10 protein-coding genes and 2 tRNA genes are annotated in these 14,475 nt (G+C 43.6%); all 12 read left to right on the top strand.

Annotated features, from left to right (window positions below):
* The first annotated feature begins 46 nt into the window (after positions 1-46).
* Positions 47-2,512, top strand: a complete 2,466-nt coding sequence (locus U5O15_05875) for a HAMP domain-containing sensor histidine kinase (GenBank protein ID MDZ7860179.1) — start codon at positions 47-49, stop codon at positions 2,510-2,512.
* 14 nt (positions 2,513-2,526) lie between these two features.
* Positions 2,527-2,937 (top strand): response regulator, encoded by a 411-nt coding sequence (locus U5O15_05870; protein ID MDZ7860178.1) that lies wholly within the window; start codon positions 2,527-2,529, stop codon positions 2,935-2,937.
* A gap of 43 nt (positions 2,938-2,980) precedes the next feature.
* Positions 2,981-3,664, top strand: coding sequence for a PAS domain S-box protein (locus U5O15_05865; protein MDZ7860177.1), 684 nt, complete (start codon positions 2,981-2,983; stop codon positions 3,662-3,664).
* A gap of 52 nt (positions 3,665-3,716) precedes the next feature.
* Positions 3,717-3,792, top strand: a tRNA-Phe gene (locus U5O15_05860).
* Between the two features lie 189 nt (positions 3,793-3,981).
* The gene (locus U5O15_05855) at positions 3,982-4,182 is read left to right on the top strand and encodes a hypothetical protein (GenBank protein ID MDZ7860176.1); all 201 of its coding nucleotides are present in this window, start codon (positions 3,982-3,984) and stop codon (positions 4,180-4,182) included.
* 44 nt (positions 4,183-4,226) lie between these two features.
* Positions 4,227-6,152: a pyruvate carboxylase subunit B gene (locus tag U5O15_05850; GenBank protein MDZ7860175.1), complete on the top strand. Its 1,926-nt coding sequence runs from the start codon at positions 4,227-4,229 to the stop codon at positions 6,150-6,152.
* Positions 6,153-6,176: 24 nt separating this feature from the next.
* On the top strand, positions 6,177-8,270 hold the full coding sequence (locus U5O15_05845) for an FAD-dependent oxidoreductase (GenBank protein MDZ7860174.1): 2,094 nt from the start codon (positions 6,177-6,179) through the stop codon (positions 8,268-8,270).
* Entirely contained in the window at positions 8,257-9,426 is a 1,170-nt protein-coding gene (locus tag U5O15_05840) for an FAD-binding oxidoreductase (protein ID MDZ7860173.1), read from the top strand. Before U5O15_05845 ends, U5O15_05840 begins: the two co-directional genes overlap by 14 nt.
* 145 nt (positions 9,427-9,571) lie before the next feature.
* Positions 9,572-9,647, top strand: a tRNA-Thr gene (locus tag U5O15_05835).
* Positions 9,648-9,901: 254 nt separating this feature from the next.
* Entirely contained in the window at positions 9,902-11,248 is a 1,347-nt protein-coding gene (locus U5O15_05830; GenBank protein MDZ7860172.1) for an NADP-dependent malic enzyme, read from the top strand.
* Positions 11,249-11,282: 34 nt separating this feature from the next.
* Positions 11,283-13,214, top strand: a complete 1,932-nt coding sequence (locus tag U5O15_05825; GenBank protein ID MDZ7860171.1) for an aconitase/3-isopropylmalate dehydratase large subunit family protein — start codon at positions 11,283-11,285, stop codon at positions 13,212-13,214.
* 1 nt (position 13,215) lies between these two features.
* A complete protein-coding gene (locus U5O15_05820; GenBank protein ID MDZ7860170.1) occupies positions 13,216-14,466 on the top strand; it encodes a 3-isopropylmalate dehydratase large subunit in 1,251 nt (416 codons plus the stop codon).
* Positions 14,467-14,475: the final 9 nt, after the last annotated feature.

Below are 14,475 nucleotides of genomic sequence, written 5' to 3'. Positions count from 1 at the left end.
TATATTATTTGTTTTTCCAGCCTTATTGGTTTTTCAGGAATCTGTAATGATGTTTGATTTGTATACACATATTCTAGAGAGGATAAGAAGGTTATCTCCAAAAACGATAGATTCCCTTTTATCTATTCTTGATTCAGAATTCAAGGATCACTACCGCGGAATTTACGCCTGCGCTATTGATATCCCTTCTAAGAATGTAATCTACCTTTCTAACGCGATATCAGGTATTGATGAGAGTGATATTCGTCCAATTCTCCGGCTGGAAAAACAGGATAATTACAGATTGGAAGTTATCAACAAAAAGCATTCTAATAAAAATAAGATGACTTCTATCGGGGCTGTAAATATCCCACTTTATCATGAAAATGAATGTTTTGGTCATTTTTCAATGTTGATCAGCGATCTTGATTCAACTCAATTTAATGATAGAAAAAACAAACTTCTATCGGAGATTTTATCCCTTTTAGTAGTTCAGTTTATATTACCATCCAGTCGGAATATCATCAAGAATGAAAGTGACTTTCTCAGGCGGAGGCTTTTTAGGGGGTTGAAAGACAGTAGTATAATGCGTTCAACATTAATGAGAATGATGGATCTTTCAGGTGCCGAATATTGTGCTTTTTGTTCAGAAGATGCCGGCAGAAATGTGCATATTATGCTGGATGGGAAAGAACTAAATTCGGAAGTTCCAGATATTACTAATAAAGTCGTAAGCGCCTTCGCCAAAGTTGCCGATTCAGGCAGGGATTCCTCGGAATATTCGGAGAAAGTATATTACAGAACCGTAAGAAGTAATATAAAGTATCTTGTAGGTAAAACTTCGATTAAGAGCTATTTTCTTGCGCCTGTAACGCGCGATTCATCGATAAGGGGAATCGTTTTCTTCGGAAGTTTCAGAAAAAGGGCTTTTACAGCAAATGATATATCATATTTCAAAGATATGGGGGGAACCAGGTGTAATACAGAAACGGTATTATATAGTGGCGGAGGCGAAGCAGAGAGTTTGAAGGACATTATTAATATTTTGCCCTTTGGGACGGCGCTTGTTTCCGAAAACGGCGATATTTCTTATAACAATCCCAAATTCCGTAAAATTCTTAAAATGGGTGATGCCGATTATAGATCAGTAGCGGATATTTACAGATTAACAGGGTACAATTTCCAGGATTTGTGTGATGAATTAAAAATTTTCAGAGACAGAATAAACGACAGAAAAATAGTATCGGCAAAATCAGATAAAGAAGTTCTTATTGTGAACTGGATTTCTATTAAAGGTATTTCAAGAGAGTTCGATTCAATTCTAATGATAGATTACGCGGAGAAAGAAAGTAATTTCGATAAAAAAATGCTATCAATTATAGCACATGAAATAAGAACACCAATCTCCGCCCTCAAAAATTCTCTGAAAATACTGTCTCAGGAGGAATCCGTATCATCCAGGGAGCTGACAGGGAAGAGTGTTAATGTTTCAAGGGAAAAATTCTTCGAGACTGCTCTGCGTACGGCCGACAGGTTGAACCTTATTGTCGACGGTTTAGTTGATGTATTCTCAGAAGGGATCAAAGCCAACTCGTTAAAGATCGAGAGAGCCAAGGCGCGTTCATTTATTGAATCTGCTACCCATATCTTTAAAGGTCCTCTAGATAAAAAAGGGATAACTCTAAGCATAAATATTGACGATAATGTTTCTGATATTGAAGTAGACCTGCACAAAATGGAGCAGATCATTCAAAATTTACTCTCAAACAGTTGTAAGAATGTGCCTGCCGGAGGCAAAATTGAGCTTTCAGTCTTGCCCGTATCCCCTCCTTCCGATACCTTGATTTCAGCTCTTCCGTGGGAGTACATTTCCAGCCCTCAAATTATAGATGTATGTGTTAAAGACAGCGGCAGAGGATTTCCTCCTGATGTGATTAAGAATGTGAACAGCATGGCTGTAGATTATTTAGAGCGTAAAAGGAGAACAATCGGATTGGGGCTTTATATATCCGGCACTTTAGCCAGATTACACGGCGGGATATTAAGGATTGGCAATAACGATAACGGGGGGAGCTCATCTCATGTCTATCTTCCGGCTGACTTGAAATCGAGAACTGTTATGAAAACGGTCTTCAGTATAGATAATATGATAAGAGAAATGATAAAGAAGGGAGATACTCCGATCTTATACATTTTGACGAAGAAGGATACAAAATGCTGGTTTGATCTAATAGGCATGTGGAACAAATATCCTTCTGTGTATCCGGATGAGACGAAGGGATTGAACGCGGATATATTTACTTGGCCTTTGTGGGAAAGGTGCGCGTTTGTTCTCGCGTCAGAAAGAATATATCTGTCAGACCCTAAAGAGTTGTTTTCTGGTAATAAAAATGGATCAGGATATGCCAATTGTAACTGGGAAGAACGTGTTAGAATTGGATGGGGGATAAGTTTTCATGAAGGAGGTAATACTAGAGAATTGATAATGAGTGCAAAGGAGAAACTGGAAAATCTTCAAGAGATACCGGTTTAGAAAAGGAGTTAATTATGCGGGCGAATAAAATATTAATTGTAGAGGATGATGAAGATATTGTTGAAACTCTAAAGTACAGTTTGGAACTCAGAGGATTCGAAGTTGATGCCGTCTTTGATGGACTGCACGCTTTGAGGAAAGCCAGAAGGAGAAAATTCGATCTTATGCTTCTGGATATTATGTTGCCCGGAAAGAACGGATATGAGGTTTCAAGGATACTCAAAGATGAAATGGATGAAGGAAAGATAAATCCTTTCAAGATTGTTGTGCTTACGGCCAGAAGGGTTAATAGTGCCGAAAGGGAAGATTTCCTCGCTACCTGGTCAAAAGCGGACGAATATATGTACAAACCCTTTGAACTGGAAGATCTAGTGGAGAGAATAGATTATCATACCGGGGAGAAATCCCGGATTTCAGGAGTGTAAGCCATCCTTATGGTGTGAATGCCGGTTAATAACAGGGAATTCCATGAAAGATAAAGCAGATAAATTATATTTTACTGAAAGGCTATTCGAAAGTTCTCCCGTGGCGATGATCTATCTGAGCAGGACTTTAAGAATAACAATGATCAACCGGGCAGCGAATGAATTGGTCGGTTATCCAAACAGTTTTCTCTATGGGCGAAGAATCAGCTCGATTATGAAGTGGAATAGATTAAAAAAGGTATTTAGCAACATAAGAGACGGGAAATTGATTCCACTGATGGGATATCCGACAAGGTTTATAAACAGATGTGAAAAAGAGGTTCCCGTCAGACTGAGAATTTCTTCCATGAAAGATGAGTGCGGCGAAATTGAGGGGTACCTGCTGACCGCGGTGGATATGAGAGAAGTAAAAGATATGCAAATAGGACTATTGGAAGCTGAGAGATTCACAGCAATAACAGAAACCGCTGTCAGTGTAAAACATGAAATCAATAATCCTCTATGTTCTATACTGGGGAATATTCAATTGATTCTCATGGAGAATAATGATATTGATCCGGCAAATTCAAAAAGACTAAAGAGTATTGAAAAACAAATATATAGAATTCAACAAATAACATATAAACTTGGCAAAATAGTAAAACCAACCCTCAAGGAATATATAGATGGCAAGAAAATGCTTGATGTTGAAGCTTCATCCGTATCAGAAAAAACTTTTACCCCTTGATTATCAAGAAAGTGTTGACAATCGTTAAAAATTATTTAAGATTTCCTCACGTGGGAAGGTAGCTCAGTCGGTAGAGCAACGGATTGAAAATCCGTGTGTCGGCGGTTCGATTCCGCCCCTTCCCACCATTTTACATTTTAAATAAATATTCTCAATCCTTATAATTCCTTTAAGAACACTATATAATAGTTATTCTAACTGACATTTTGTTTGTTTATTTCGCTGTATCGCGGAATGTGTTTAGTGGATTAATGTTGACAGTAGGGAAACAGCTGATTTATTTTTATCTCTGGTGTCTGTATTATAAAGGAGAAGAAATGGTCGATAAATTAAAAGTCGCCGTAATTTCCGCCGTCAGAGCTTATATGGAGACTGAGGAGAGAATGGGTCAGGGTTATCCTGATCGGGTTTTGAGTGAGTGGAGGATGCGGGGGCGCCGAGAGATAACGGATCGATTTAATATTCCCCGTGGAGGGAATTCTTCCAGAGTTGCTTTCCGCGGGTATTCTTTCCTTTAACGGTGTGTGTCATGATCTATTAATATTGATGAAAATGAGAACTTATGTCAGATGATAACAACAGAAATAATTTAAAGAGAAAAGTCGGAATAACTGATACTACGTTCAGGGATGGACATCAGTCTACTCTGGCAACTCGTTTTAGAACCGAAGATATGCTGCCTATTGCCCGGGAAATGGATGAAATTGGTTTTCATTCTATGGAGGTTTGGGGAGGGGCGACATTTGATGTGGCGATACGTTTTTTAAATGAAGATCCCTGGCAGCGACTCGCGGATATAAAGAAGAAGATTACGAAAACTCCTCTTCAGATGCTTCTCAGGGGACAGAATCTCGTCGGATACCGTAATTACGCGGATGATGTTGTGGTAAAGTTTGTGGAAGAAGCCGCTAAAGCCGGCATCGATATATTTCGTGTTTTTGATGCTCTCAATGACGAACGTAACTTTGAAACTTGTTTCAAAGCCATAAAGAGGAGCGGCAAACATATTCAGGGAACTATATCTTATTCACTTACTGAAGAGCGTCTCGGCGGCGAAGTTTTTAATATGAATTACTATATGGAAAAAGCCAGAGCAATTGAAGAGCTCGGCGCTGATTCACTTTGCATAAAAGATATGGCGGGTCTTCTAAACCCTTACGATGCTTATGATCTTGTTTCCGCATTAAAAGATACTATAGATATTCCTCTGCAACTTCATTGTCATTATACAAGCGGAATGGCGTCGATGACCTATATGAAGGCAATCGAAGCCGGCGTGGATGTTGTTGACTGTACTCTCGCGCCGTTTGCTCTAAGGACTTCACAGCCTTCAGTGGAATCCATGATCGCCGCCTTGAGAGGAACTGACATGGATCCCGGGTTGGACCTTCAAAAATTGTTCAAACTCGGCTCATACCTTGAAGAGGTAGTTCCAAAGTATCGGGATTATCTAAATACAACCCGCATGTCCGTAATAGATACGGGTGTAATCAAGCATCAGATTCCAGGAGGAATGCTTACAAATCTTGTCAGCCAGCTTAAACAGGCCGAAGCACTTGACAGGATAGAGGATGTTTACCGTGAGCTGCCGGTTACAAGGATGGAGCTGGGTTGTCCTCCTCTCGTCACCCCTACAAGTCAGATTGTCGGGATTCAGGCGGTGCAGAATGTGTTATTCGGACGTTACAAGATGATCACAGGGCAGGTAAAAGATTACGCTTATGGTTTATACGGCAGGCCACCTTTGCCTATGGATGAAAAGATTCGCAAGAAAGCCTTGAAGGGATATCCCAAGGGTGAAAAACCGATAACCTGCAGGGCCGCGGATATTATCGAACCGGAATTGGGTAAAGCCTCGGAAATCAGCAAGGGAATCGCCAAAGATACGCGTGATGTACTGATATGTGCTTTGTACCCTACCGCGGGGTTAAGATTCCTGCGGTGGAAATATGGGCTGGAGGATCCTCCGAAGGAAGTAAAACCTAAAACAATCCAGGAGGTAATAGAAGAAGAAGAACTAGTCGAGCGCGTAAAGAGCGGTGATTATAATATAAATAGTTCCTCGAAAAGAGAGTTAAAAGGGAAAGATACAAGAAGTTTCAATGTGTTCGTAGGCGAAGAATACTTTAATGTTGAAGTTGAAGAAGTAGGCGGAAAAGTTAAATTCAAAGGTACAGGGGGAACTGAACCTATTATTAAGAAGGATAAGAAGAAGGGGTCAGAAAAGAAAAAGGCTGAGTCTGAGGAAAACTCGGCAGGTTCAGAAAGAGGAGAGTTTGTCCTGACAGCGCCGATGCCTGGAATGATACTCGAATATAACGTAAAAGAAGGGGATAAAGTAGATGTAGGAGACCTTCTTTTGACTCTTGAAGCCATGAAAATGCGAAATAGTGTAACTTCCAATGTAAAAGGAATTGTAAAATCAATCAGGATTCCTCCAGGAAATTCCGTAGAGAAAAATCAGGCATTATTAATAATTGCGCAATAATCATAGAGGAGTTAATCAGAAGTTTTGATAGATCGCCGACTTTTCAGATTAAAGTCTCATCCCATTTTGAGCGTCAAAGAAAGTGAAGAGATACCATTTACTTATAATGGTCAGCGTATCTTTGCCCTGAAGGGTGAGATGCTCTCTTCAGCCCTGTTCGCGAACGGTATTAGGGTATTCGGGCATCACAGTGTTGACGGAGCGCCTCAGGGCATCTTTTGTGCTAACGGACAGTGCAGTCAGTGTACGGTTCTTGTCGATGGTGTTCCCTTAAAATCGTGTATGACCGTTGCTCGCCCCGGCATGAGAGTTACGAGTTGTGAGGGGGTTCCCCCTTTACCTGAGGATGATGCGGCAGCCAGCTTCCGGGAAACGGAAATGATCGAAACGGAAGTTTTGATCATAGGAGGCGGCCCTGCCGGTATAAATGCCGCTATTGAACTTGGAAAGCTGGGGGCGGATGTTCTTATCGTAGATGACAAGAAAGAACTTGGCGGTAAACTTACCCTGCAGACTCATCCGTTTTTTGGTTCAACTGAGGATTGCTATGCCGGCGAGAGGGGAATCGATATCGCTGAGAAAATCACCGGAGAATTGGAAAAGTATAATAATGTTAAGGTATTTAACTCCACAATTGCGGTTGGAGCGTTTGACGATAAAGTCGTCGGTTTGTATAAAGATGGACGTTATATTCTGGTATCTCCGAAAGCAGCGGTAGTTTCATGCGGCGCTAGAGAGAAAAGTCTCGCGTTCCCCGGCTGTGACCTGCCCGGAATCTATGGAGCCGGAGCTTTTCAGACTTTGCTGAACCGCGATTTGATTCGTCCAACAGAAAGGCTTTTCATAGTAGGTGGAGGCAATGTTGGACTCATCGCCGGATATCACGCGATTCAGGCCGGGATTAAAGTTGTTGGACTCGCCGAGGCGCTTCAAAGCTGCGGAGGGTACAAGGTACACCTCGATAAATTACTCAGGCTTGGTGTTCCTGTATTTACGTCCCATACTGTAGTCGAAGCTGAAGGCTCAGAGCAGCTCGAGAGGATTACCGTCGCCGGGATAGACAGTAATTTTAATCCCCTGCGGGGTACTTTCAGGACTTATGAAGTTGACACTCTTCTGATTGCCGTGGGCCTGTCGCCCGTTAATGAATTATATCTGAAACTGAAAGAGTTTGGTATTGAAGTTTTTACGTGTGGAGATTCCGAGGATATATCCGAAGCTTCCGCGGCAATATTTAGCGGCAAAATAACCGGCAGAAAAGTAGCTCGCTTTCTCGGCAATAGTACAACTATCCCTAAGGAGTGGAATGATACAGAAAGGGTACTGCGCAGTGAACCGGGAGAGACGATAGATTTTAAACCTGAAGAATGTACTATAGATACCTATCCGATTATTCGATGCGTCGAGGAAATTCCATGCGACCCCTGTGTACATTCATGCCCCGTACATTCTATTAGTCTAAGGGGTGATTCAATTATGGGGCTGCCCGTTTTCGACGGTAATTGCATAGGATGCATGAAATGCGTTTCCTCTTGTCCCGCGCTTGCCATTACTCTGATTCGACCCTCTGAGAAAAGGGGTAAATCTCACGTTGTAATTCCATTTGAACTTGAAGAGGAACTGCTTGCTGAGGGGAAAAAGGTTATGAGTGTGGGGATGAAAGGGGCCCCGCTGGGTAAAGCCGAGATAGTGAAGTTCAGGAGGTCCCCTGACGATAAAAGGCGCCTGCTTGTTACACTGGAAGTACCCGATAAAACAGCACTCGACGTTGCCGGTATAAGGATCCAGGAGCCTGAAGAAGTCATCCCCGAGGAAAAGGAAATGGAATATACAGACGATGATACTATCGTGTGCAGATGTGAACGCGTAACAGCCGGCGAAATAAAGAAAGAGATATTAAGCGGTGTAAGGGATATGAATGTTCTAAAAGCGACCCTGCGAACCGGTATGGGATCATGCGGGGGGAAGACGTGTACCGATCTTATTTTAAGATTATTTAGAGAATGCGGCGTTGAACTTTCAGAGGTAACACCTCCTACAGACAGGCCCTTTGTAGCAGAAATTCCGCTTTCCACTTTTGCCGGAACTAAAGATGGTGAGGAGAATGACGCGGAATAACTTTGATGCTATAATTATTGGCGCGGGAAGCGTTGGATGTCCAACGGCTTATTTTCTAAGCCTCGAAGACCTTAGGGTGCTGGTTGTCGACAGTGAACATTCACCGGGTCAGGGACAAAATAAAGCGGCTATAGGAGGTGTTAGGGCGACTCATTCCGACCCCGCTAAAATATCACTCTGTCTTCAGAGTATAGAACTTTTTACGAATTGGCGTAAGATATATGGAACCGATATTGGCTGGAAGGGCGGGGGGTATTGTTATCCAGTATACAGGGAGAAAGACGAAAAAGTTTTGAAGGAACTTCTCCCTGTTCAGAAAAGTTACGGACTGGAGATAGACTGGGTTGTCCCTGATGAAGTTGAAAGACTGATTCCCGGTATTAATACCGGGGGTCTGCGCGGTGGAACATACTCTCCGGGAGATGGACAGATATCTCCGCTTATCGCGTCAGCCGCTTTTTGGAAGGAGAGCAGGAAGAGAGGAGCGGAATTCAGGTTCAACGAAAAAGTAACGGATTTGATTATAGGCAGCGGCAGAATAGAGGGAGTAAGAACGAATAAGGGAAAATATTATTCACCAGTTGTAGTAAATGCCGCGGGCTCAGGGGCAAAGGAAATCGGCCGCATGGCGGGTATAGATATCCCCGTTGTCCCGGAAAGTCACGAAGCGGGTATAACTTCTCCAGTTGTGCAGTTTTTGAAACCACTAGTTGTGGATATAAGGCCCGGTAAAGACGGAAAGACGGCTAATTTCTACTTTGGGCAGAACGATCTGGGGCAGATTATATTCTGTTACACTCCGGCCGAGTCCTTTACGGGCGAGAACAGATCTTCAACCTCTGAGTTCATGCCCGTTGTTTCGCGAAGATTGATATCTCTCCTTCCGAGACTTAAAAATACTCTGGTGCGGCGAGTGTGGAGAGGTCTTTACCCAATGACTCCCGACGGAATAATTATTCTCGACCGTGTAAGGGAGGTGACAGGGTTTTATCTGGCGGTTGGAATGTGTGGACAGGGATTTATGCTCGGGCCGGGGGTAGCCAGGAATATCGCTTCTCTAATAATCAGAGGAAAGCCCCAGATCGATCAGGAAATTTTCGATTCTCTCTCCTTTTATCGTGATTTCCATTCAAAACGGTCCGAAACTCTTAAGTAAGAACGATTTTGACTTAAATGGTATTCTGGACCATCCATTTAGTTTATTGCCGGAAAGTAAACAGGAAAAAATCTCCTTGAAAAGAGAAGACAAGCTAATATATTGAATTACTATGGGAAGCTCCTTTAGCCTTAACTATTATGGAGCTGGTGTAGCTCAGCAGGTAGAGCAACGCATTCGTAATGCGTAGGTCACCGGTTCAACTCCGGTCACCAGCTCCAAATCACCATCCGTACATATTGCCCTCTCGGTCTTTTTGATTTCCTGATGCAAATAAAAAAATTATACCCTTTCGTCTTCCACCTGGAATCTCGCGATATCAATCACCGATCGTACGAAAACAGGGTAAAATTAAGGGTAAAACAAAAAGATTGCTGACAGCTGCAGCTGTTTTATGTATACTTCCCCTGTGCGCGTGAATCAAATAGTTGATTATTAGAATTGTTTATTAATGAAAGTCTTGGGGGGTTAATCAATGGCGGAGAAGGTTACTAAAGAAGAGCTTCTTGAAAAAGCAAAAAAACCGGGTGAAGATGCCATGAAACTTCATCCTTTTTATAAGGGAAAAATCGGAGTAATGCCTAAGTGCTGTATTCGCAGCATTGATGATTTTGCTATATGGTATACTCCGGGCGTCGCGAAACCGTGTATTGACATAAGGGACAATCCCGAGAAAGTATTTCAGCACACTAATAAGGCGAATATGATAGCAGTGGTCTCCGACGGCACGAGAGTGCTTGGACTAGGCGATATTGGTCCCGCCGGGGCTATGCCCGTTATGGAAGGTAAAGCTCTTCTGTTCAAATATCTGGGCGGAGTTGATGCTGTTCCAATTTGCCTGGATACTAAGGATCCTGATAAGCTTATAGAAATTGTTAAACTACTTCAGCCAACATACGGTGGAATCAATCTTGAAGATATCTCACAGCCTAAATGTTTCAAAATCCTCGATACATTAAGGGAGGAATGTGAAATACCCGTTTGGCATGATGATCAGCAGGGAACGGCCGCTGTAACAGTCGCGGGTTTGATAAACGCCCTGAAGATAGTCGGCAAGGATATTTCCAGAGTTAAAGTGGCAATGGTAGGCGCAGGCTCAGCTAATATCTGTATCGCCAGGATGATTATAGTCGCGGGAGTTACTCCCGGGAATATAGTCATGTGCGACAGTAAAGGCATCCTTCATGAAAGCAGGGAAGAGGAGCTTAGGGATAAGTACAAAGAGAAATGGGAATTAGCGCAGAAGACAAATAGTGAGGGAAAGACGGGGGGGATTCCGGAAGCGATGCAGGATTCCGATGTAGTTATCGCGCTGTCAAAGGTTGGTCCGAATACGATCAAGAAGGAATGGATTGCCTCTATGGCCGATGACGCGATTGTTTTTGCCTGCGCGAATCCTATTCCTGAAATCTGGCCTTGGGATGCCAAGGAAGCCGGCGCGAGAGTTGTAGCTACGGGAAGAAGCGATTTCTCAAATCAGGTTAATAATTCACTGGGGTTTCCGGGGATTTTCAGGGGGACTCTCGATGTGATGGCTAAAACAATAACAGACGAGATGTGCATTGCAGCCGCTCGAGAACTGGCAAAGTGCGCTGAGGATAAGGGCATGAATGAGGATTATCTTATTCCGACAATGGATGAATGGGAAGTTTTCCCCCGGGAAGCGGCGGCAGTGGGGAGTAAAGCGATAGAACAGGGCGTAGCCCGTTTGGATCTTACAAAACAGGAAATTTATGATAAGGCGTCAAGAGTCATCAGGAATGCCCGCGAATCTTTCGAATGTCTTCAGAATGAAGGGTTCATAAAACTTCCTGTTAAGTAGTAGAATGTAATAGTGAACTCGATATCGATTGGAGGTGGTCAAAATCGCCGGTACAATAATAGAAAAGATTCTTTCAGCTCATTCCGGCAGGGAAGTAAAGGCCGGGGATGTTGTCTGGATAGATATTGACAAGAGAACCGCGAGGGATTTCGGCGGAGCGAGCGTTGTTCATAATCTTAAGAAATATTACAACCCTCCCTTTGTAAATGATCGTAGCAAGACATTTTTCACCTTTGACTGTAATGTTCCCGCGAAAGACATCGGCTACGCTGAAAATCAGCAGATATGCAGGGATTTCGCGAAAGAAACGGGGATCAGGGTTTTCGATGTAGCGGCTGGTATTGGTTCTCACGTGGCAATTGAAAGAGGACTTGTAAAACCCGGGGAGATATTTGTTGGAACAGATAGTCACCTCAATATCATGGGAGCTGTAGGATGTTTTGGGCAGGGTATGGGAGATCGTGATATATCCTATATCTGGGCTCAAGGTCAGAACTGGTTCGAAGTTCCCGCTTCGATGAGGGTTATACTGGAAGGCACGATAGAATATCCCGTAACAGCAAAAGATATTGTTCTTACCGTGATTCAGCAGCTTGGTTCATCAGGAGCTCTCGGTAAAGTCATAGAGTTTTCGGGTAAGGGCGCCCGGGAGCTTAGTCTTGCCGGCAGGATAACATTGGCCTCTATGGCTACTGAGATGGGAGCTGTCGCGGCAATGATACCTCTCAGCAGTAGCATTAAAAACTACATAGCTTCCCGCTCGGGAACAGAGCTTACCGAGGATATTAGTCCCGACGAAGAGGCTCAGTACGGCAGAACATTGAAGATTGATCTTGGAAAGGTCGAACCAATGGCAGCTTGCCCCTTTAGTCCTTCAAATGTCAAAAAAGTCTCTGAAATCAAAGGAACCAGGATAGACACAGCGGTCCTGGCATCATGCACGAACGGCAGATTTGAGGATATGGTTCACGCCGCTTCGATACTGAAAGGTAAAAGAATAAAAGAAGGAGTTAGTCTTAAAGTAGTTCCAGCCACTAATGAAGTATATCTTAGAATGCTGAAAGAAGGAATTATTGAAATATTCATCGAAGCCGGTGCTCTTATAAGCAATCCCGGTTGTGGAGGCTGCGCGTCGGGTCAGATCGGTATGATTGGAGAGGGAGAGATACAGCTTAGCACTTCCAATCGGAATTTTGCTGGCAAGCAGGGAAAAGGGGAGACATATCTTGTAAGTCCTTCTACTGCCGCGGCATCTGTTATAGCCGGAGAGATTTCTTCGCCGGTCGATTTAGCCCCCAAGCTTATTGATTTCATTCCGGATGAAGAATTTACCGGCTACCCTGATTTGTCTTTTATCTCATGGCGCGATGAAAGCAAAGTAACTGACAGCTCAAGTCCTGTTCTTCCCAAAGAGTCTGCTGCCGGAGTTGATAAAGGATCCTTTTCAGGCGATGTAATAACAGGAAGAGCGAGATTGATTACAACTCCGGACGGCTCTCTGATGGATGATATTGATACTGATATGATTTTTCACAACAAATACCTCTCTATTACTGAGATTGACAAAATGGGACAGCACACTTTTGAAACGCTCGAGGGATACGGCGATTTCGCGTCCACAGTAAAGAGTGGGGATATTATAATCGCCGGCTCTAATTTCGGGTCCGGTTCATCGAGGCAGCAGGCTGTTGATTGTTTTATTTCATTGGGTGTTTCCATGGTGATCACACAATCCACGGGAGCTATCTACAAAAGGAATATTATTAATTCCGGCTTTCCATTTCTCGAGGCTTCAGGTTTGAAAGAGTCAGGTATAGAAGATGGAGAGCAAATCGAAGTTGATTTTTCGAAAGGAAAAATCACTCGTTCCAACGGTGAAGTTATTCAGGCAGCTTCTCCTCCTTCAGTACAGCTTGACATTTACAGATCGGGAGGGCTATTCGGCTATTTAAAAGGAGATGACTAATATGGGGTCAACAATGATCGAAAAAATTCTGGCTCGATCTTCAGGCAAAGAATCGGCATCAGTCGGAGATATACTCTTTGCCCGGCCGCATAGAATTCTTTCCCATGATAATTCAGCGGCGATACTTGGAATATTCAAGAAACTCGGCGGCAAAAAAGTCTGGGATCAAGACGGGATATTTATCGCCCTTGATCACGCGGTACCCCCGCCGGACGCAAAGAAAGCTAAAAGCCATACTATGATAAGAGATTTTGTAAGAGAGCAGGGGATACGCTATTTTTATGAGGGGGGGACGGGAATCTGCCATCAGGTGCTTCCTGAATTTGGACATGTACTTCCCGGTGTAGTAATCTTCGGTTCGGATTCTCATACTACCACGCATGGGGCTTTCGGAGCAGCCGGAATACCTATAGGAAGAACTGAAACAGCCAGTGTATGGGCGCTTGGAGAGACGTGGCTGAAGGTTCCACCTACTTTAAAATTAGAGCTTAATGGCAAGGTCAGAGAGGGAGTGACACCAAAGGATATTATTCTATATATAATAGGCAGAGTTACCGCTGACGGCGCTACTTATAGAGCTGTTGAATTTCACGGTTCTGTAGCCGAAAAGATGGATATGAGCGGAAGGATGACTCTCTGTAATATGGCTGCTGAGATGGGAGCGAAAGCCGCGATGGTTCCATACGATTCAATAACGGAGGACTGGCTGGAAAGGGTTACAGACGAAGAGTATTCGCCCCTTTTCCCGGATGATGACGCTGTGTACGAGAAAGTGCTGGATATAGACTGTTCGAAGATAACCCCTCAGGTTGCAAGACCCCACAAGGTAGACAACGTGGTTCCCGTCTCGGAACTTGATCGGACAAAGATTGACGTTGCACTTCTTGGAACATGTACAAACGGCAGGCTTGAAGATCTAAGACAGGCCGCGGACGTTCTAAGGGGGAAAAGGATTTCCCCTGGTGTGAGGCTGCTTGTTTATCCGGCTTCAAGGAAAGTGCTAAAGGAAGCTTTAGATGAGGGGATAATCAGCGTTCTCATCGAGTCAGGCGCCCAGCTGGCCGTTCCTGCTTGCGGTCCATGCCTTGGGGCGTATGGTGGAATTCTCGCGCCGGGAGAGAATTGTGTTTCAACTGCCAACAGAAATTTCAAGGGGAGAATGGGTTGCAAAGATGATACTGGAGTATATCTTGCCAGCCCTGCCACTGTCGCGGCTTCGGCTCTTGAGGGAAGGATAGTATCTTATTTTTAAGATAGAACC

Source organism: Candidatus Krumholzibacteriota bacterium (genome assembly GCA_034520215.1).
Classification (GTDB): Bacteria; Krumholzibacteriota; Krumholzibacteriia; order Krumholzibacteriales; family WJIX01; genus JAGHBT01.
The sequence above is the reverse complement of the archived record's forward strand: the minus strand, read 5'-3'. Positions and strand labels throughout refer to the sequence as shown.

Excerpts from the sequence above, each read along its gene's own strand:
- U5O15_05850 (MDZ7860175.1), top strand. The coding sequence starts at position 4,227 with ATGTCAGATGATAACAACAGAAATAATTTAAAGAGAAAAGTCGGAATA.
- U5O15_05870 (MDZ7860178.1), top strand. The coding sequence starts at position 2,527 with ATGCGGGCGAATAAAATATTAATTGTAGAGGATGATGAAGATATTGTT.
- U5O15_05830 (MDZ7860172.1), top strand. The coding sequence starts at position 9,902 with ATGGCGGAGAAGGTTACTAAAGAAGAGCTTCTTGAAAAAGCAAAAAAA.
- U5O15_05820 (MDZ7860170.1), top strand. The coding sequence starts at position 13,216 with ATGGGGTCAACAATGATCGAAAAAATTCTGGCTCGATCTTCAGGCAAA.
- U5O15_05855 (MDZ7860176.1), top strand. The coding sequence starts at position 3,982 with ATGGTCGATAAATTAAAAGTCGCCGTAATTTCCGCCGTCAGAGCTTAT.
- U5O15_05840 (MDZ7860173.1), top strand. The coding sequence starts at position 8,257 with ATGACGCGGAATAACTTTGATGCTATAATTATTGGCGCGGGAAGCGTT.
- U5O15_05875 (MDZ7860179.1), top strand. The coding sequence starts at position 47 with ATGATGTTTGATTTGTATACACATATTCTAGAGAGGATAAGAAGGTTA.
- U5O15_05865 (MDZ7860177.1), top strand. The coding sequence starts at position 2,981 with ATGAAAGATAAAGCAGATAAATTATATTTTACTGAAAGGCTATTCGAA.